General features: G+C 68.8%; 19 protein-coding genes. 15 read left to right on the top strand and 4 right to left on the bottom strand.

The features are described 5' to 3' along the window. Position 1: 1 nt before the first annotated feature. Complete coding sequence (locus MST3598_RS01535; protein WP_029260157.1) at positions 2–1,252, bottom strand: sugar ABC transporter substrate-binding protein; 1,251 nt, start codon at positions 1,250–1,252, stop codon at positions 2–4. Between the two features lie 150 nt (positions 1,253–1,402). Between MST3598_RS01535 and MST3598_RS01540 the strand changes: the two genes are divergently transcribed. Next, entirely contained in the window at positions 1,403–2,407 is a 1,005-nt protein-coding gene (locus tag MST3598_RS01540; RefSeq protein WP_029260156.1) for a LacI family DNA-binding transcriptional regulator, read from the top strand. Positions 2,408–2,422: 15 nt separating this feature from the next. Here MST3598_RS01540 and MST3598_RS01545 read toward each other — a convergent pair whose 3' ends face one another. Further along, positions 2,423–3,643, bottom strand: a complete 1,221-nt coding sequence (locus tag MST3598_RS01545) for an MFS transporter (protein ID WP_029260155.1) — start codon at positions 3,641–3,643, stop codon at positions 2,423–2,425. Positions 3,644–3,725: 82 nt separating this feature from the next. Between MST3598_RS01545 and MST3598_RS01550 the strand changes: the two genes are divergently transcribed. The 9 genes from MST3598_RS01550 (at position 3,726) to MST3598_RS01590 (ending at position 10,987) form a co-directional block, all read left to right on the top strand. Beyond that, positions 3,726–4,025, top strand: coding sequence for an ArsR/SmtB family transcription factor (locus tag MST3598_RS01550; RefSeq protein ID WP_029260154.1), 300 nt, complete (start codon positions 3,726–3,728; stop codon positions 4,023–4,025). Between the two features lie 73 nt (positions 4,026–4,098). Continuing rightward, positions 4,099–4,626, top strand: a complete 528-nt coding sequence (locus MST3598_RS01555) for a hypothetical protein (RefSeq protein ID WP_136025486.1) — start codon at positions 4,099–4,101, stop codon at positions 4,624–4,626. A gap of 87 nt (positions 4,627–4,713) precedes the next feature. Then, positions 4,714–5,280 carry a TetR/AcrR family transcriptional regulator gene (locus tag MST3598_RS01560; RefSeq protein ID WP_029260152.1) on the top strand — a complete coding sequence of 189 codons (567 nt, stop codon included), beginning with the start codon at positions 4,714–4,716 and terminating at the stop codon, positions 5,278–5,280. A 107-nt stretch (positions 5,281–5,387) separates the two neighbouring features. Beyond that, on the top strand, positions 5,388–6,818 hold the full coding sequence (locus tag MST3598_RS01565) for an MFS transporter (protein ID WP_029260151.1): 1,431 nt from the start codon (positions 5,388–5,390) through the stop codon (positions 6,816–6,818). Positions 6,819–7,038: 220 nt separating this feature from the next. Continuing rightward, positions 7,039–7,815, top strand: coding sequence for a Rossmann-like and DUF2520 domain-containing protein (locus MST3598_RS01570; protein WP_029260150.1), 777 nt, complete (start codon positions 7,039–7,041; stop codon positions 7,813–7,815). After that, entirely contained in the window at positions 7,812–8,711 is a 900-nt protein-coding gene (gene panC, locus MST3598_RS01575) for a pantoate--beta-alanine ligase (RefSeq protein WP_029260149.1), read from the top strand. Before MST3598_RS01570 ends, panC begins: the two co-directional genes overlap by 4 nt. Next, positions 8,708–9,577: a 3-methyl-2-oxobutanoate hydroxymethyltransferase gene (gene panB, locus MST3598_RS01580; RefSeq protein ID WP_029260148.1), complete on the top strand. Its 870-nt coding sequence runs from the start codon at positions 8,708–8,710 to the stop codon at positions 9,575–9,577. The genes panC and panB overlap by 4 nt, the downstream gene beginning before the upstream one ends. Before the next feature lie 151 nt (positions 9,578–9,728). Further along, positions 9,729–10,229, top strand: coding sequence for a hypothetical protein (locus MST3598_RS01585; protein WP_157749845.1), 501 nt, complete (start codon positions 9,729–9,731; stop codon positions 10,227–10,229). Continuing rightward, positions 10,172–10,987, top strand: a complete 816-nt coding sequence (locus tag MST3598_RS01590; protein ID WP_096359365.1) for a hypothetical protein — start codon at positions 10,172–10,174, stop codon at positions 10,985–10,987. The genes MST3598_RS01585 and MST3598_RS01590 overlap by 58 nt, the downstream gene beginning before the upstream one ends. Before the next feature lie 99 nt (positions 10,988–11,086). On the opposite strand, the gene MST3598_RS01595 is transcribed toward MST3598_RS01590, so the two are convergent. Together MST3598_RS01595 and MST3598_RS01600 are read right to left on the bottom strand one after the other, a co-directional pair. After that, positions 11,087–12,721, bottom strand: a complete 1,635-nt coding sequence (locus MST3598_RS01595; RefSeq protein WP_157749846.1) for a glycosyltransferase family 2 protein — start codon at positions 12,719–12,721, stop codon at positions 11,087–11,089. 241 nt (positions 12,722–12,962) lie between these two features. Next, entirely contained in the window at positions 12,963–13,241 is a 279-nt protein-coding gene (locus tag MST3598_RS01600) for a helix-turn-helix domain-containing protein (protein WP_029260145.1), read from the bottom strand. An 87-nt stretch (positions 13,242–13,328) separates the two neighbouring features. Here MST3598_RS01600 and map point away from each other — a divergent pair, with 87 nt between their 5' ends. The 5 genes from map to MST3598_RS01625 all read left to right on the top strand — a co-directional run bounded on the left by map (position 13,329) and on the right by MST3598_RS01625 (position 19,219). After that, positions 13,329–14,102 carry a type I methionyl aminopeptidase gene (gene map / locus MST3598_RS01605; protein ID WP_029260144.1) on the top strand — a complete coding sequence of 258 codons (774 nt, stop codon included), beginning with the start codon at positions 13,329–13,331 and terminating at the stop codon, positions 14,100–14,102. Between the two features lie 44 nt (positions 14,103–14,146). Continuing rightward, positions 14,147–14,665: a hypothetical protein gene (locus tag MST3598_RS01610; RefSeq protein ID WP_029260143.1), complete on the top strand. Its 519-nt coding sequence runs from the start codon at positions 14,147–14,149 to the stop codon at positions 14,663–14,665. 43 nt (positions 14,666–14,708) lie between these two features. Continuing rightward, positions 14,709–15,344 carry a PadR family transcriptional regulator gene (locus MST3598_RS01615; RefSeq protein ID WP_021198429.1) on the top strand — a complete coding sequence of 212 codons (636 nt, stop codon included), beginning with the start codon at positions 14,709–14,711 and terminating at the stop codon, positions 15,342–15,344. A gap of 45 nt (positions 15,345–15,389) precedes the next feature. Continuing rightward, on the top strand, positions 15,390–17,084 hold the full coding sequence (locus MST3598_RS01620) for an ABC1 kinase family protein (protein WP_029260142.1): 1,695 nt from the start codon (positions 15,390–15,392) through the stop codon (positions 17,082–17,084). 134 nt (positions 17,085–17,218) lie between these two features. Next, positions 17,219–19,219: a BCCT family transporter gene (locus tag MST3598_RS01625; protein WP_021198427.1), complete on the top strand. Its 2,001-nt coding sequence runs from the start codon at positions 17,219–17,221 to the stop codon at positions 19,217–19,219. Positions 19,220–19,235 lie beyond the last annotated feature (16 nt).

Raw genomic sequence — 19,235 nt, forward strand, 5'->3', positions numbered from 1 at the left:
GCTACTTGACGACCGCTTCGAGGTTCGACTGGACGGAGTCGAGGATCGTCTTCGGGTCGGACGTCTTCAGCGACTCGAGCTGCGAGTTGAAGTCGGCGATGACGTCGGCGGTCCCGGCCTGGTTCGGCGGGAACTGCGCGTACTCCGCGCCTGCGAGGAACGGCTCCAGCTCGGGGTTCGCCGAGGTCCAGTCCGCGGCGGCGGACTTGATGGACGGCATCGGACCGAATGCCTTCGAGAAGGCGAGCTGGCTGTCGGCGCTCGTCAGGTACTCGACCAGGTCGAGGGCGGCCTGCTGGTTCGGGCTGTCGGCAGCCATGCCCCAGCAGTTCGTGAACTGCAGCGTGCCCTTGCCGCCGGCGCCCTCGGGAAGCTCGGCGACCGTGTACTGCAGGCTGCTGTAGTCGTTCGAGAGCGCTCCGGTGATCCAGTTGCCCTCGATCACCATGGCGGCGGACTGCTTGCCGAGCGCTTCGCCGCCCCATCCGGCCCCGACATCCTTGGCGTACGCGAACGTGCCGTCGACGAGGTGCGACTTCACGTAGTCCAGGGCCTCGACGTTGGCGGCATCGTCGGCGATGACCGTGCCGTCGTCGACGAGACCGCCGCCCGCCTGTGCCATGAAGACACCCACGCGCTGGTACTCGGCGCCGAAGGCGAGACCGACGTGATCCGCGGTCGTGAGCTTCTGCGCCACCGCGGCGAGGTCGTCCCAGGTCTTCGGGAGGTCGGCGTCGGTGAGCCCGGCGTCGGTCCACATCTGCGTGTTGATGATGAGCGACAGGGTGGAGAAGTCCTTGGGCGCGCAGTAGAACGTGCCGTCGACCGTGAAGTTCTCGACGAGCGACGGGTAGAAGTCGTCCTTGTTGGCGAGTTCGTCGCCGTAGGCCTTGAGCGATCCGTTGGCCGCGTAGCCCGAAGCCTGGTCGGCGGAGAGGTAGAACAGGTCGGCCGGGTCGCCGGCGGCGAAGCCCTGCGACAGCTCCTGGTCGAGGTTGGTCGCGGTCTGCACCTTCGCCTTGATGCCGGATTCGGCCGACCAGGCGTCGACGGCGGACTGCACAGCGGCTGTCTCCGCGTCACCGGACGAGCCGATCAGGACGGTGAGCGCGTCGTCGGAAGAGGTGAGCCCCTCGTCGTCCGCCTTCTGGTCGTCTCCGGCGAAACCGGAGCCGCAGCCGGTGAGCACGAGCGCGCTGGTGAGCAGCACTGCCCCGGTGCCGAAGACTGCGCGAGTGGTGTGCCGTGTCATGGTCTCTCTCCTTTGATGAGTCACTGCGGGCGACGGCCTCGGGAGGACCGTGCGGGTTCGTCGCAGAAATTTGAACGATCAAACTCTGCGTGGAATAGGCTAAGCGGGAGTCGCGGGAAGTGTCAACCCGGGCGTGAACGAGGAGGTGCGATGGCGAAGGCGCCGACCGTCGAAGACGTCGCCGAGCGCGCGGGCGTCTCCCGGCAGACGGTCTCGAACGTGCTCAACACTCCCGACATCGTCCGCCCGGCGACCAGGGAACGCGTCATCGCGGCGATCCACGAGCTCGGCTATCGACGTCACGCGGCTGCGCGACAGCTGCGGTTGCGGCGCAGCTCGACGATCGGCATCCGCCTCGATCCGTACCTCGGCGGGATCTCCGGCGTCGTCCTCGACCGCTTCGTGCACGCGATCACCGAGCGCGCGAGCGAGCGGGGGATGCGGATGCTCGTCTATGCCGCACGCACGCGGGAAGAAGAAATCCAGAGACTGTCGGAGCTCTGGGAGGGGTCGGAGATCGATGCTGCGATCATCACCGGCACTTCGCGCGACGATCCGCGCGTGCGCAGCCTCGATCAGGACGGGCTGCCTTTCATCTCGTTCGGTCGGCCGTGGGGGGAGGACGACATCGCCGACCCGCGCCACCTCTGGGTCGATGTCGACGGCGCCGCGGGAACGCGCGCCGCGACCGAGCACGCGCTGACCCACGGCAGCAGCGTCGCGTTCCTCGGATGGCCGACGGGATCGGGCACGGGTGACGACCGGGAGCGCGGCTGGCGCGAGGCGATGGCCGCGGCAGGAGTCCAGGGCGCGCGGTTGACGGCGGAGGAGGGGGTTCCGTTCGCCCGCGCCGGCGTCGATGCGGCGCTCGCCGCGGGGCCGGCACCGGATGCCCTGGTGTGCGCCAGCGACTCGCTCGCCGTGGGCGCGCTGCTGGCGGTCGCCGCCGCGGGGCTCTCGCTGCCGGTGATCGGCTTCGACAACACGCCGACCGCCGAGGCGCTGGGCTTCTCGAGTGTCGAGCAGCGTCCGGAGGACGTGGCGACGGCGGTCCTCGAACTCCTCATGGGTCCGACGGGCGAGATCGTCGCCCCGCGCACCCTGCAGGCGGGGTCGGCGCACGCACTGATCACCCCCGAGCTCGTCGTGCGCTGAGCGGCGCCCGTGCGTCTATGCCGCGCGGCGCATACGCAGCGTGAAGGCGATCCCGGCCAGTGCGATCACGACGATCCCGTACCCCACGCACACCGTTTCGAGGCCGACGATCCCGACCAGCGAGCCGGCGATCACGGCCGGCACCCCGAACGCGAGGTACGCCAGCAGGTAGATCACGGCGAACGTGTCGGCGCGCTGCGTCGCCGGGATCCGCGGTGCCAGCGACGCCACGACGCCGGAGAACGCCGTGCCGAATCCCATGCCCGTCACAGCGGCCGCGACGAGGTAGAACGGCAGCGATCCGAGGCCGAGCGCGATCAGGGACAGCAGGGTTCCGACCGCCAGGGCCGATGTGCCGAACAGCACCATCGACCGGGCCGCGATCTTCCGGAGCGTGAACGCCGTCACGGCCCCGACCCCGGCGAGCAGAACGACGCCGAGGCCCTGCCAGACGTGGGCCTCGCCGCCGAGTTCGCCGCGCACGATGTTCGCGCCCAGCGACAGGAACAGCCCGCCCGTCGCCCACCCGGCGATCACGGCCGGAGCGCCCCGCCAGAAGTCGGCGCGGATCGCGGACGGGATCGACAGGCGGAAGCTCAGCGACGCCCACACTCCTGGCGTGCGGGGCGCGGTCTCCGGGACGAGGAAGAACAGGGCGGCGAGCACGATGTAGGCCGAACTTAGTGGAGCGAACACGTCGAGCAGGGCCTCGCCGCTGACGTCGAGCATCACCCCCGAGGCGAGTGCGCCGAGCGCGAGGCCGATCCCCGGGCTGAGCGCGTTCCACAGGGCGGCGATCCCGGCCCGTCCACCGGGGGCGAAGTCGAGGACCGTGGCGGACAGCGCCGAGATGAGCAGACCGCTCGCGATGCCTTGCAGGATGCGGGCCAGGAACAGCATGGCCACAGCGTCCGCATGCCAGAACAGGAACATGCTTCCGGCGAGGAGCAGGAACCCCACGATCGCGACCGGTCGACGACCGACATGATCCGAGAGGGAGCCGGCGGTGAGCAGGGTGAGCAGCAGCGCCACCGCGTAGACGGCGAACACGGCGCTGATGACGATCGCGTCGAAGCCGATCTCCTGCGCGAGCACCGGGTAGAACGGCGAGGGAGCGCTCGCACCGACCATCATCAGGATCTGCGCGACGATCGCCAGGACGAATCCGAACCGCGTCCGCGGCCGAGGCGGTGCGGTCGGCTGCGGGACGGCGACGATCGGCTCGGTCGTGGTCATGGCGTCTCCTCGTAAGGTTCGAGAATCATCGAACTATCGGAGCGTACTCGCCATTCGTCGATTGTTCAACTATTCTCGAACTATGCCTGGCGATCTTCCCCATCCGGAGCGCTCCGAGATCCAGCTCACCGACGTGCTCTTCGCGCTCAGCGACCCCGAGCGCCTCGCGATCACGCGCCAGCTGGCCGACGGCCCCCTCGACATGGCCGCCTGCCATGCCACCGACCCGAATCTCCCGAAGTCGACCAAGTCGCACTTCATGAAGGTGCTTCGCGAAGCCGGCGTCATCCGCAACGAGCCGAACGGACGCCGGCGGATGCTGACGCTGCGACGCGACGACCTCGACGCGCTCTTTCCCGGGCTGCTCGACTCGGTGCTGTAGGCCTCGCGGATCCCGCCATCACGTTTGAGATACGTTCGCGGTCGTCGCGTGTGCGGGCGGATAATGTGCCTTCATGAAAACTCGGCACGTCGCTGCGGTGCTGCTCGTCACGCCACTGCTTGCGCTCACGGCGTGCACCCCGGGCGCAACCGGAACTCTCGGTCTGCTCCGGCAGGAGGATGGCTCCCTCGAAGTGCTCGTGCGCCTCTGTCACGGGTCTGTCGATCTTCTCAACCTGCAGGCCATCAACTCGTTCCCTCCGGACTCCGAGCTCGGATCTCAGCCCGACGACAACGGGTGGCAAAACGTCAAGGCCAGGGAATACCCGATGCCCGCGCCGATCGTGGGGGATGCCGAACTCGCCATGCCGTTTCGGGAGAGAACCCTCGGCTCGGATGTGCTCTTCCTCTTGACGGCCTACGGAGACGACGGAGAGAACGCGGTCTCGGGCCAGTTCGGAGCGAGTGAGCTGGCGGACGTGCAGCCCGGCGAGGTGTTCACGCCCATCGGGATGTTCGCATCCGACATCTGGGATTCGTCCGACGACCCGATCGTGAGTCGCGAGGAGTTCGAGCGTTTCGCCGACGACTTCTGTTCGTGACGGTCGGCGCGGGGAGGGGCGACGCCGTTTTCGCGCCTGAGCTCTCAGCGCTTGCCCTCCAGGGAGAGTGAGTGTACAGTCACTCATATGTCCACCACGCGCAGTTCGATCCTCTCCACGGCAGACGCCCGCAAGCCCCTCGTGGCCGCGGCGGCGCTGGCGGCGTTCGCACGCGGCGGGTATCACGGCACCACCGTCGCCGACGTCGCGCGCGAGGCCAAGATCTCGCCGGCTTACGTCTTCAAGCTGTACTCCGGCAAGGAGGCACTGTTCGTCGTCGCGCTGGAAGCGTGCTTCGACGCGATCGTCGCCGCCCTGGAAGAGGGGGCGGACGCAGCGAGTAATGCGTCGCCCGAGGGGGTCCTCGACGCGATGGGGGATGCGTACGCGCACCTCATCTCCGACCGGACGCTGCTCATGCTGCAGGTGCACGCGCAGTCGGTGGCCGAGATCCCCGCGATCGGCGAGGCGCTTCGAGCCGGGCTCGAGCGCGTCACGACATTCGCGAAGACTCGTTCGCGAGCAGACGACGATGATGTGCAGCGGTTCATCGCCTATGGGCAGCTCTGCCACCTGATCGTCACCACCCAGCTCGACGGGCGCCCCGGGGAATGGGTCGCCCTACTCACGAAGGGGATCACGCACCCCGGCTGATCCCTCCCCGGAGTGGGCCCTTCTTCGCATGCCCTCAAGAGTGAGTGAGTAATCACTCTCTACGCCGAGATCCAGACACGAACCCTGAACAAGAACAGGAGCACCTCATGACCACTCTCACCCCCACGACCACCGCGGCCGGCTCTGGCGCGCAACCGCGCAGCACGCGTCGCTGGCTCGCCCTCAGCGTCCTCGCCCTCGCGCAGTTCCTCGTCGTGCTCGACGCCTCGATCGTGAACATCGCCCTCCCCGTCCTCGGCGACCAGCTCGGAATGGAAACCACCGCTCTCGCCTGGGTGATCACCGCCTATGTGCTGGCTTTCGGCGGACTCCTCCTTCTGGGCGGACGCCTGGCCGACCGCTACGGGCACCGCCGTGTCTTCCTGATCGGGACGGCCGGCTTCGTCGTGGCATCCGCGCTCGCCGGGCTCTCCGTCTCGAGCGAGATGCTCCTCGGCGCCCGCGCCCTGCAGGGCGCCTCCGCAGCGCTCCTCGCCCCGGCGGCTCTGGCGCTGCTCACCCACCTGTTCCCGGACGACCGGGAGCGTACCAAGGCGCTGGGTGTATGGGGCGCCGTCGCCGGAATCGGCTCGGCGGCCGGCGTCCTGCTCGGTGGAGTGCTCACCGCGACTCTCGGCTGGCAGTCGGTGTTCTTCGTCAACGTGCCGGTGGGCGCACTCGTCTTGATCGCCATCCCGCTGCTCGTCACGCGCGACGGCGTCCGCATCCCCGGCCGTCTGGACGCTGCAGGTGCCGTCACGGTCACGGCTGCGCTGGTCGCTCTCGTCGGGGGCCTCAGCGCGGTCGAACAGCTCGGATTCCTGCACCCGCTGCCCCTGGTGCTGTTCGCGGCGACGCTCCTGCTCGGCGCCGGCTTCGTCGTTATCGAGCGCCGCAGCTCGAAGCCTCTCATTCCGCTGTCGGTGTTCCGCAACCGCAACCTCGCGCTCGGCAACATTGTGATGCTGCTCGGGGGTGCAGCGATGGTCGCGCTCTTCTTCGCCCTCTCCGTCTACATGCAGGCCGTGCTCGGCTACGACGCTCTCGCCGCGGGGTTGTCGCAGCTGCCTCTCGCCGGCGTGCTCGTGCTCGTCGCGGGCGTCGCTCCCGCCGTGATCGGTCGCGTCGGCACGCGACCGGTGCTGATCGGGGCTCTGCTCGTCCTCGCGGGAGGCCTCGTCTGGCTCGCGGCTGCTCCGTCCAACGCGATGTTCCTCGCGCAGCTGCTCGGACCGACGCTCCTGATCGGCATCGGACTCGGTGGCGCCGTGGTGGCGACGACCCAGCTCGCCGTCGACGGTGTCGACGGCGGAGAGGCCGGACTCGCGGGTGGCCTGATCAACACGAGTCAGCAGATCGGTGGAGCAGTGGGGCTCGCCGTGCTCGGAACGGTCGCCGGATTGCGCACCGCAGGGCTTGCGGCGGATGGGGCATCGGCCGCAGTCGCCCTCACGGGCGGCTTCTCCTGGCTCTTCCTCGGCGCGGCGGGGCTGGCGGTTCTCGGGGCGGTGATCGTCGCGGTCTGGCCTCGGGACTGAACACGGAGGCGGATGAAACCCCTGGGGTGTGCAGATGCGCCCCAGGGGTTCGCCGCTCGTGCCGAATGACGCAATGTCAATTCACCGACCTATTCCTCGCGCAAACAGACAACACCTGCATACATCTATGTTGGCATTCTGCTCCAGGATTTGGATCGGACGCCGCGCGAGGCAGATACTTCTGGCACCCGGACCTCGTCAACCGGCTCCGGGAATCGACATGCAGACATCCTTCTCTCTTGCGCCAGGAACGACCATCGCCATCGTCGGCGCCGGCCGTCTCGGACGCGTACTCGCGCGGGTCCTGCGGTCCGCCGAGATCGAGGTGCTCGGGCCGGTCGGACGCGACGAACGGATCCCGGATGCGGACATCGTCCTGCTGTGCGTCCCGGACGCGGCGATCACCGGGGCCGCCGTCGACGCACGGCCCCACGCGGGCTTCCTCGGACACGTCTCCGGCGCGACTGCGCTCACGGATGTGGACTTCAGCCTCCATCCGCTGCAGACCTTCACCGGCGCGGAGGGCCCCGAGGCGTTCCGTGGCATCGGTGCCGCGATCGCCGGCCGCACACCAGAAGCGCGTCACATCGGGGAGCAGCTCGCCGTCGCCCTCGGTGCACGTCCGTTCGCGGTCGACGACGCGCAGCGCGCGAGCTATCACGCGGCCGCGTCCTTCGCCTCGAACTTCATCCTCACCGTGCTCGACTCCGCGGAAGGCCTGGCCTCGGCGGCGGGCATCCCCCGCGATGAAGCACGGGCGCTCCTGGCCCCGCTGGTGCACCAGACGGTCGAGAACTGGGCGACGAGCGGTGCCGCTGCTGTTCTAACCGGACCCATCGCCCGCGGCGACGAGGCCACTGTCGCGCACCAGCGCGCTGCTGCCGCCGAGCTGGACCTCTCCGACCTGTTCGACGCGCTCGCTGCAGCCACGCGTGCGATCGCCGCGCGCCCTGCTGCCAGCACCCCCATCACGAAAACCGAGGAGGCATCCGCATGAGAATCCTCCGCACGATCCCCGAGGTCCGGGCCGCGATCCGCGACGCCAGAGCCGAGAGCAAGACGGTCGGCCTCGTGCCCACGATGGGCGCCTTCCACGACGGTCACCTGTCCCTCATGCGCGCCGCGCGCGAGGGCTCCGACCTCGTCGTGGTCTCGCTCTTCGTCAATCCGACCCAGTTCGGCCCGAACGAAGACCTCAGCGCCTACCCGCGCGACGAGGCGCGCGATGCCGCGCTCGCCGAAGCCGAGGGGGTCGACATCCTCTTCGCTCCGGACGCGTCCGAGATCTATCCCGGCGGGTTCGCGACGAACATCCACGTCGCAGGTCTCACCGACGTTCTCGACGGCGCGAGCCGTGGGGCGCACCACTTCGACGGCGTCGCCACGGTCGTCACGAAGCTGTTCGGCATCGTCCGTCCCGACACCGCCTACTTCGGGCAGAAGGATGCGCAGCAGGTGCTCGTCGTGCGCCGCGTGGTGCGCGACCTCGATCTCGATGTGCGGATCGTGGCGTGTCCCATCGTGCGGGAGGCGGACGGACTCGCCATGAGCTCGCGGAACGTCTACCTCGACTCCGCCGCTCGTGCACAGGCGGTGGCGCTGAACCGCGCCCTCGACGCCGGGCTCGCGATACTCGAGGCGGGTGACCGCGACGCGGGCAGCATCCTCTCCGCCGCGCGCGACGTGCTCGGCGAGGCGGGGATCGACCCCGAGTACCTCGAACTCCGAGACGCCGAGACGCTCCGCCCCCTCGCCCGTGTCGACCGTGACGCCCTTCTCGCGGTCGCCGCGCACGTGGGCGCCGCACGTCTGATCGACAACCACGTCCTGCGCGTCGCCGATGCCTCGGACTCCATCGACACGAATCCCACCGATACGGAGACTCGCGCATGAGCGCTCACGCCGATTCCCGCCCCCGCGTCACCCTGGCCGCCCTCGCCGCGAAGAAGGAGGCGCACGAGCCGATCGTCATGGTCACCGCCTACGACCACCCGAGTGCGCAGATCGTCGAGGCTGCCGGCGTCGATGTCGTGCTCGTGGGCGACTCCGCGGCGATGACCGTGCTCGGCTACGACAGCACGGTGCCGGTCACGGTCGACGAGATGCTCATGCTGACCGCGGCGGTGAGGCGCGGACTCACTGCTCCGCTGCTCGTCGGCGATCTGCCGTTCGGATCGTACGAGGCCTCCGACGAGATCGCCATCGCGACCGCGCAGCGCTTCGTCAAAGAGGCCGGCTGCGACCTCGTCAAGATCGAACGTGGCGGCACGACCGTCGACCGGGCGCGTGCGCTCGTGCAGGCGGGGATCCCGGTCGTCGGACATGTCGGGCTCACGCCGCAGACCGCCACCGCGCTCGGTGGATACCGTGCTCAGGGGCGCACCGCCGAGACCGCGCTGACCGTGATCGACGACGCCCTCGCGCTGCAGGCGGCCGGGTGCTCGATGCTCGTGGTCGAGGCGGTGCCCTCCGAGGTGACCGCCGCCCTCGTGCCGCGGCTCGACATCCCGGTGATCGGCATCGGCGCCGGTGCGGATGCCGATGGGCAGGTACTCGTCTTCCACGACCTGCTCGGTCTCTACGACGGCGGGGCCGCCAAGTTCGTGAAGCGCTACGCCGATCTGCGCGCCGCCGCGATCACGGGTGTCGAGGCGTATACGGCCGAGGTGCGCGCTGGCGTCTACCCGGCAACGGAGCATGGGTACCGGATGCCGGAGGGCGAGGCGGCGCGTCTCGCGGAACTGCTCGCCGAACGGTAGATCGCGTGGGGCCAGGCGGCTGCTCGTCGTTGCGGCTCTCCTGCACAGCCTCCGAGTTCGACGAGTTGCCGACACCTTGTGCTTCCGGGGCGGGGAGTGCAGTCGGTGGCGCTCTAGCGTTGCGCGGATGAACCTCTCTGAGCATGTGCACGTGACGTGGGCACTTCACGTCGGGTTGTCTGTCGCCGATCGTCCTGAACTCACCCGAGTCCTCCGCGTGCCACGCGACGCCCCCTCCTACTGGGTCGTGGAGGCGTACCGCCTCAGTCTCGGGCGCGAACCCGACGTCCCGGAGAGCGAGGAGGAAGCCGACCCGCCACCCCTCATCGATCTCCTGCCCTGGCGATGTCGCACGCAGCAGGTGTCGATCCCCGGCGTCGCCGAGTCGGTCGACGTGACGATCACCGGTCCGTTCGAGACCCGTATGGGCGATCCGCGGGTCACCGTCGTCGATGCGGGCCCTGCGGACGAGGATGAGCGGGTTCCGGGGGATTGGCAGACGCGACGACCGCCGTTCCGGGCGGAGCATGTGGAGTTCGAGCTCGCACAGCGTTTCGGCCTGGTGCAGCCGCGCCTCGACCCGTCGATGGGGGAGTGGTCGGCGACGCCCTGCGCGACCCCTCACCGCTGGCGTCGCTGTGCGAGTCGTTGAGTCCGGCGCGTCGACTGGCTCTTCTCGCGCACCTCGAAGACACAGGGCTGATCGACGCCGCACAGCCCGATTCGGTGACGGATGATTCGGTGACGGCTGGTTCGGTGATGGCTGACTCGACGACGGTGGAGACCGTGACGGAGGGTGTGCGGGCGCTGGTGGCGCAGATCGGTGTCGATGGGGTCGAGCAGGATCCGGCGGACGGATGGCTGCCTCGCCCGGTCGCAGCCCGCGCCGTCGAGGCCCTCGGGTGGCCGGACGCGGCGCCTCCCGGCCGGCCCGACCCCGCGGAGACCCTGGTGCTGCTCGCGCGTCGCACGAAGGCGGTCCGCCGATTTCGCAGGCGCGTCGTGGTCACTCACCGCGGGCAGGCACTGGCGAAGGGCGAGCTGCGTGCATTCGCGCGGATCGTCGAGGCCGTCCGCGCGATCGGAAGAGAGGGGATGTTCCCCAGCGGGCAGCCGCGCACGGTGACCCTGGCGCTGCTGGCCGTCGCCGATGGCTCGGCCGCGACGTTCGATGAGCTCTCCGAGTTCATCGAACGCGGTGAGGCGGCCGTAGCGGAGGGGCGACGAGGCGGAGCATGGGGCTTCGAATGGTCGCTGCGATCGCGTCAGGAGGACGGTGCGGACCGCCGTTTCGATCACCGAGACGCGGCGGGGCGGGTGATCGAGATCCTGTGCGCACTCTCATCGCCGGGAGCGTTCGGCTCGATCACTCCAGCGATGCGCGTCGTCGCACGAGCGGCTCTGCGGTGACTCCGCTGGTGGCGGGCAGGGCTGACGGCGGGCAGGGCTGACGGCGGGCAGGCACGCCGATGCGGGGATGGTGAAGGAGAGCGCCGGAGTGGGGTGGCGTCAGCGGCGCCGCGCGAGTGCTCGGACCCGACGGACAGCGCGTCCGGCGAAGTCCTTGAGGCGACCGCCCGGCCATTCGCGGCGAAGCTCGACCGTGCCGTCATCCCTGGCCGCGAGCGTGCAGCTTCGGCCGGCGAGCAGGGGCGACTTTCCCGCGCGGGCGAGCACCGCCGGGGCGGCGACGAGTGGCGTCTCGAAGGTCCATCCCGCGCGCCGGACCTTCACGGTCAGAGCGCCTCCACGCGATTCGTCGTCCGGGCCGAAGACCCTCACAGGGTCGATCGATACGCGGGCGGCGTCGAGGTTGCGAGGGTGGCGGCCTCCGATGCGGCGCTCGGCACCGGTCTCACCGTCGGTGAGGAAGAGGTCGACCCGATCATTGCGAAGCTCGCGGTCGGCGACGAGAAGCGTCTCCGGAAGGCCGTCGATCGTCGAGACGGGAAGCGAGGTCAGGCGCGTCACCTTCTTCTTCTTCTTGGAGACGGAGTTCCGGGGGACGGAGTTCTGGGAGACGGATGCCCGGGGGTCCGGGTCGGGGGATTCCGCCACAGGAACTTCGACGACCGTGGTTTCGAAGACGAAGGCATCATGCCCTTCGCTCGTGAGGGTCACACGCAGCGTCAGGTGCAGGCCGCCTCCACGAGACCAGCGTGCCTCGGTCACCGCCGCGTGACAGGTGATCCCGGCCTCGAACTGCGCAAGCGCCAACAGGTCTTCGCGTCGATCGGCCCGGAGCAGGCTCGCGCGGATCCGATGCGGCAGGCCGAGACCGGCATCGACGCCCGGCCCGAACTTCTTCTGCACCAGGGGAGTGACGACGTCGAGCAGGCGGTCGCGGTAGTCGTCCGGATAGCGGGCCATCTGTCGACCGGAGAGCCGCTTCAGGATCTTGCCGCGGAACCAGTGCCGCAGAAGCCGGTCGCGTAGCTTTCCGGGCTCGGTGTGCGCCTCGACGAGGTCGAGCACCGTCTCGAGATGGGGGAAGTACGATTCCGGGTCGATACGAGAAGAGCTCGCGCTGCCCGGTTCTTTGACCCAGGCATAGCAGGGTTCGCTCGCGAGGATCGAGATCGTCGACGCGGCGAAGTACGCCTGCATCACGAACAGGTGATCCTCGAGGCGCACCTTTCCTTCGGGGAAGCGGATGCCGTTCACCCGAAGGAAGGAGGTGCGGAACATCTTGTGCGGGGTGAGCATCTCCAGGAGCGGGTCGGTTCCGAGGACCGCGTCGGGGACGTCGTGGCTGAAGATCCGGCTCGGCAGACGACGGCCGATGCCCACCTCCTTGCCCACGATCACATCGGACGAGTGCTGGTCGGCATAATCGCACAGCTTCTCGAGCGCACCGTCGAACAGGTAGTCGTCCTGGTCGACGAACTGCACATACGTTCCGCGAGCAGAGTCGACGCCGTGGTTGCGAGGCATGCCGGGCCAGCCGGAGTGCTCCAGCGACAGCACCCGCACATGGGGGCGGTCGCGGGCGATGGCTGCCAGACGTGCACCGGTGGGCTCGCCCGAGCCGTCGTCGCACAGGAGCACCTCGAGCGAGGCTGTGCCGAGGGTCTGTCGATCGAGCGACGCGATGAGGTCGTCGAACGAGGGCCCGGGCCGGTACACCGGGACGATCACACTCACGCGGATGTTGTCCGCGGATGCCTTGCTCTTCTCCGGCCGATCACTCTGTGACAAACGTCTCACTCCCCCAAGTCGACAATCCCCCGAGCTAAACACGACTTCCTGTGTGCGTCACCGGGCTTGCGCGACGGCCGGGCGTGTGCGCGGTTCACGCGACACGAGGAAGGGGGATCGAACGACGGGCGGCCGCGACGGAGAATTGGAGCAGAGGAGGGGACGAAAACCCGTGCTCATCCGGAGCTCAGGAGGCGATTCTCTGCGCGCCCGAGTCTGCGGAGCGCGAGCCGACCTCGGCCCACACCGCATCCAACGAGAGGCACAGTACATCGGCCACTGCAGCGATGGTCGAGAAGGCCGGCGTGGCCACGCGGCCGGACTCGATCTTCCGCAGCGTCTCGGGGGAGATGCCGGCATCCAGCGCGACCGCCAGCATCGATCGTTCACCGCGTGCGCGGCGCAGCAACGCTCCCAGACGCTCGCCGCGTTCGACGTCGGCCGGGCTCAGAGGCATGCGGACCATCATGACGCCCATTCTAATACCGGGATAGTATTACCGGGATAGTTATTGGACCAGCGAAGCCGCATCGAACGACACGGAGGAACACCCATGATCGAGATCCTGAGCGCCGAGGAGCTCGTCCGCGCCAGGGCCGCCGGTGCGCTCGTCGGCGACATCCTGCAGGCGCTGAAGACCCGCGCCGAGGTCGGCGTGAACCTGCTCGACCTCGACCGATGGACCCGCGAGATGATCGAGGAGGCCGGCGCTGAATCCTGCTACGTCGACTACGCGCCGTCGTTCGGGCGAGGCCCCTTCGGGCACTACGTCTGCACGGCTGTGAACGACGCCGTTCTGCACGGCATGCCTCACGACTATCGACTCGCCGACGGCGACCTGCTCACGCTCGACCTGGCCCTCACGCTCCGTGGAGTCTCCGCCGATGCCGCCGTCAGCTTCGTGGTCGGCGACAACCCCGCAGCCGAAGACCTCGCGATGATCGCGACGACCGAGCGCGCGCTCGCCGCAGCCATCGCCGCCGCACGCCCGGGTGCGCGCATCGGCGACCTCTCGTACGCGATCGGCTCGGTCCTGAGTGCCGAGGGCTACCCGATCAACCTCGAGTTCGGAGGTCACGGCATCGGCTCCACCATGCATCAGGATCCGCACGTCGCGAACGATGGGCGTCCGGGCCGCGGCTACACGCTCCGCCCGGGGCTCCTGCTCGCCCTCGAGCCCTGGGTCATGGCCGACACTGATGAACTCCGCACGGATGCGGACGGGTGGACTCTGCGCAGTGCGACCGGATGCCGCACGGCCCACAGCGAGCACACGATCGCGATCACCGAGCACGGCGCGGAGATCCTCACCCTCCCCTCGCGCTGACCGGCCGTCGCGCTGACGGGGGCCCGGCCCCTACAGTGGGTGCCATGCGCGACGCGGCGTCTCTCGACTGGACTCAGGTGAATCTCACGAGCCGTCGCGGCGCCTGGGGTCAGCGCATCACGGCCGGCCTGCTGGTCGCGTCGGGAGTGATCGGCTTCGCCCTGAGCTTCCCCTCACTGTCTGGGTGGTGGTGGGAGCTGGCCCTCCTCGGTTTCGGGTGCCTGCTCATGGTGCTGCTGGGGACCGGGCTCTGGATCAACGCGAGTGTGAACGCGGACGAGACCGTCACGCTGAAGGAGTCGGGGGTCCGTGTCGAGCTGCCGGTCGTCGGGGCGTTCGAGACGACCGACGAAGCTGTGCGGTACCAGCTGCAGCTGCGTCTTCCGGAGCCCGAGCAGGGCCGCGAGTACCTGGTGCACGCGTGCGGCGACCGCCGATGCATCGCCGCCGGGCGTGCAGCGCCGAACGCCGAGCTGCCCGTTCTCATCGATGCGAAGACGAAGACATGGGGGGTCATCCACGGGGTCGACGCATCGGAAACTCCCACCCCACCCTCAGGGTGAACGATATATCGTTGAGTATCGTTCACCACAGCAGGAGGTCATCATGAACAACGCATTCCCCTCCAACCCGTTCGGCGGCAACAGCGGCCCCGGGAGCAACGGCGGACCCGGCGGACTCTTCGGCGGATCCGGCTTCGGCACGGGCCCCGGCGGCCCGGCATCCGCGATCTTCGAAGCCATGGACCAGCTCCGCAAGTCGTTCGAGTCCCGCCCCTCCGGCGGCTCGCGCATGGCCCGCGGCGATGTCCGCGCGGCGGTGCTCTCCCTGCTCGGCGAGAAGCCGATGCACGGTTACCAGATCATCAACGAGATCGCCGAGCGCAGTGGCGGCACCTGGAAGCCGAGCGCCGGTTCCGTGTACCCCACGTTGCAGCTGCTCGCCGATGAAGGACTCATCGAGGCCGAAGAGCAGAACGGTCGCAAGACGTACTCCCTCACCGAGGCCGGCCGTGCCGTGTCCGAGGAGAACTCCGAGACCCCTGCTCCGTGGGAGTCGTCGTCCGGCAAGGACGGGCACCGCGACAGCGCCCGTTTCAACGCGCTGCCGAAGGCGGGCGTCGACCTCGCCGCCGCCGCAGCCCAGGTCGGCCGGAGCGGTTCGCCCGAGCAGGTGCAGCAGACGATCGAGGTCCTCGACGAGGCCCGCCGTAGGCTGTACTCGATCCTCGCGCAGGACTGACCGCGCAGTGCGGCATCGAGCGGGGACCTGCGAAGGAGCCACGCGATGACGGATGCTGCGGCACAGGGCGTTCACCGCGCCAGGTACCGCCGCATCCTGTCGTTCGCGGGCCGGGAATTCCTCAAGATCTGGTGGTTCGAGCTCGTCCTCCCGCGTTTCGGGATGAGCAGGATCGCGGAGCGCACCCGTGGCCAGCGGATGCAGACCTTCGCACGGCGCTTCCATGTGCTCGCGGTCGAGCTCGGCGGGCTCATGATCAAGGTCGGCCAGTTCATGTCGTCGCGCCTCGATGTGCTGCCGCCCGAGATCACGAAGGAACTCGAAGGGCTGCAGGACGAGGTCCCACCCGTGCCCACGCCGGCGATCCGCGCTCTCGCCGAAGCCGAACTGGGCATCCCTCTCGAGCGCACGTATGCCTGGTTCGACGACACGCCGCTCGCCGCCGCCTCGCTCGGGCAGGTGCACCGCGCCAGGCTCTCGGCCCTCGACGCCGCCGACACCGGTCTCGGAGCGGTCGTGGTCAAGGTGCAGCGGCCGGGTATCGACGAGATCGTCGCCGTCGACCTCGCGGCGCTGCGGCGCGTCGCTCGCTGGTTGACCCGCGTGCGCATCGTCGCCGACCGGGTGGACGCCCCGGCGCTCGTCGAGGAGTTCGCCGAGACCAGCCTCGAGGAGATCGACTACCTGCACGAGGCGGCGAGTGCCGAACGCTTCCGCGAGAACTTCGCCGACGACCCTCGCGTCGATACCCCGGAGATCGTGTGGGAGCGGTCGACCCGTCGGGTGCTCACGCTGTCGGATGTCACGGCCATCAAGATCAACGACACCGACGCCCTCCGCGCGGCCGGCATCGACCCGGCGCAGGTCGCCGCGGTGTTCGCCGAGGTCATGTTCGACCAGGTGTTCACGCACAGCTTCGTGCACGCCGATCCCCACCCGGGCAACATCTTCGTCACTCCAGCGCCGTCGATCGACGGAGAGCCGGGGCCGGGATTCCGCCTCACGTTCATCGACTTCGGCATGATGGCCGAGATCCCGGCGAGTCTCCGCGACGGGCTGCGCACACTCCTGATCGCGGTCGCCGGGCGTGACAGTCGCGGCCTCGTCGCCGCGGCTCAGGAGATCGGCGTGCTGCTGCCCTCCGCCGACACCGCCGAACTCGAACGGGCTCTGAGCACGCTGTTCGCCCGCTTCGGCGGCATGGGTTTCGCCGAGCTGAGCAAGGTCGATCCGCGCGAGTTCCGCGATTTCGCGGAGGAGTTCGGCGACATGGTGCGCTCGCTTCCGCTGCAGCTGCCCGAGAACATGCTGCTGTTGATCCGTGCCGTCTCGCTGACGTCGGGCATGTGCAGCGGGCTCGATCCCGCCTTCAACGTCTGGGATGCCGCCGAACCCTATGCCGGTCGTCTGCTGCGCGACGAGAGCGGGAACATCGTGCAGGCCTTCGCGAACCAGGCGATGGGCACGATGGCCACCACGTGGAATCTGCCCGGCCGGATCGACAAGATCATCACGCGCATCGACGACGGCAATGTCACGTTCGACACCTCCCGACTGGAACGCCGCCTCGATCGGCTCGAAGGCATCGCCCGCCGTATCGCGTCGGGAGTGCTCTTCGCGGCGATGCTCATCGGCGGAGCGCTGCTCGTCCCCTCCGTCGCGCCGTTGGGCATCACCCTGATCTGCGTCTCGGCGCTTCCGCTGCTGCACTCCGTGTTCGGCGGGCGCCGCTCGCGGTAGAAACGGCACGCCCGGGAAACCCAGGTCATCCGGCATCCGTCCGGCGTGCCGTGCGCCGACACGCCGCGGATCGCGAGGGTCGTCTGGGTTTTCGCCTCCGTGCGTGGCCACCTCACGTGACAGGATGGGATGCCATGGAGACCCCTGACGAGAAGCCCGACGAACGCTCCGCAGGACACAATCCTCCGCGCCCCCGCACGGATGCCGTCGGTACGGGAGCGAACCGCCTCCCCGCCAAGGCCACCGAGACGGCACGGAAGATCGTCCGCGACATCGCCGCCGTCCCACCCCGCAGCGTGCACCCGGCGCTCGTGCCCGGTGTCTCGGTCGAGGAGACCGGGCGCACCTATCGCACCGACCCGCTCGTGTTCGGCGTCGCGGTCGCCCTCACCCTCGCCTTCATCGCGTGGGGAGTCTTCGCGGGCGACAACCTCGCCGGCACGACCCGCACCGTGCTCGACTGGGTGGTGGAGTACTTCGGCTTCTTCTTCACGACCATCGCCACGGTCATCCTGGTCTTCATGCTGTTCGTCGGCTTCAGCCGCTACGGACGCATCCCGCTCGGTCGTGACGACGAAGAGCCCGAGTTCTCGATGTTCTCGTGGATCTCGATGCTGTTCGCCGCGGGCATGGGGATCGGTCTCGTCTTCTGGGGCGCCGCAGAGCCGCTGAACTTCTTCGAGAACCCGCCGCCCGGCACCGTCGAGGCGAACACCCTCGACGCGATGCACACGGCCCAGACCCAGGTGCTCTACCACTGGGGCCCGCAGGCATGGGCGTTCTACGCGCTCGTCGGCGGCGCCATCGCGTACGGGGCCTTCCGTCGCGGTCGCACCCCGCTCATCTCCTCGATCTTCGCCCCGCTGCTCGGCGAAGGACGCACGACCGGGCCCCTCGGACGCACGATCGACATCTTCTCGATCATCGTGACGCTGTTCGGCACCGCCGCATCGCTCGGACTCGGCGCCCTGCAGATCGGACACGGTGTCGAGATCGTCAGCGGCGCGGGGCCGCTCGGCAACGGCGTGCTGATCGCGGCGATCGCCGTGCTCACCGCCTGCTTCATCGCCTCCGCCGTGTCGGGCGTCTCGAAGGGCATCCGTGCGCTGTCGAACATCAACGCCGTCGTGGCGCTCCTGCTGGCGTTCTTCGTCTTCTTCGTCGGACCGACCCTCCTCATCCTGAACGTGATCCCCTCGGTGGCCGTGCAGTTCATCGGCGACCTTCCGCAGATGATCGGTCGCTCGGCCTCGCAGGGCGAGGCTGCTCAGACGTTCCTGTCGAGCTGGACGATCTTCTACTGGGCCTGGTGGATCTCGTGGTCGCCCTTCGTGGGCATGTTCATCGCCAAGATCTCGCGCGGACGCACACTGCGCCAGTTCGTTTCGGTCGTCATCGTGGTCCCGTCCGCCATCTCGCTCGTCTGGTTCGCGATCTTCGGAACCACGGCGATCCAGCAGCAGATGGGCGGAGCGAACCTCACGGTCGATCCGCCGGAAGAGGTGCTGTTCGGCGTGCTCGAGAACCTCCCGTTCTCGATGATCACCAGCGTCGTGCTCATCCTGCTGATCGCGATCTTCTTCGTCACCGGGGCGGACTCCGCGTCGCTCGTGATGGGCACCCTTTCGCAGCAGGGGAGGCCGGAGCCGGCGCGTTGGGTCGCAGTGGTCTGGGGTGTGCTGGTGGGTGTGATCGCCGCCGTGCTGCTCGTGACCGGCGAGGAGGGGAGCGGTCTGAAGTCTCTGCAGAACGTGACCATCATCGCCGCGCTGCCGTTCGCGATCATCATGGCCTTCATGATGGTCGCGTTCATGAAGGACCTGCGGCGTGATCCTCTGATCCTGCGCGAGCGCTACGCCAAGGCCGCGGTGCGGCACAGCGTCATGGCGGGACTCGAGGAGTACGGCGACGACTTCGCGCTGGTGCCCGTCGCGTACGACCATTCCGAGGACGATCTCGACTGGATCGACGAGTCCACCGTCGACGATTCGCTCGCCGAGGTCTACGAGGCCGCGACCGAGGCGATCGACATCATCCCGCCGGCCGAGGTGGATGCGGTCGTCGACGCGGCGCTGGAGGACGGCCCCGTCTCTCCGGATGCCGCGGTCGATCCGGAGCAGCGTCGCGCGGACTGAAGCGGAGCGGCGCGGA

Source organism: Microbacterium sp. TPU 3598 (assembly GCF_002356155.1).
GTDB classification, from domain to species: Bacteria; Actinomycetota; Actinomycetes; order Actinomycetales; family Microbacteriaceae; genus Microbacterium; species Microbacterium maritypicum_A.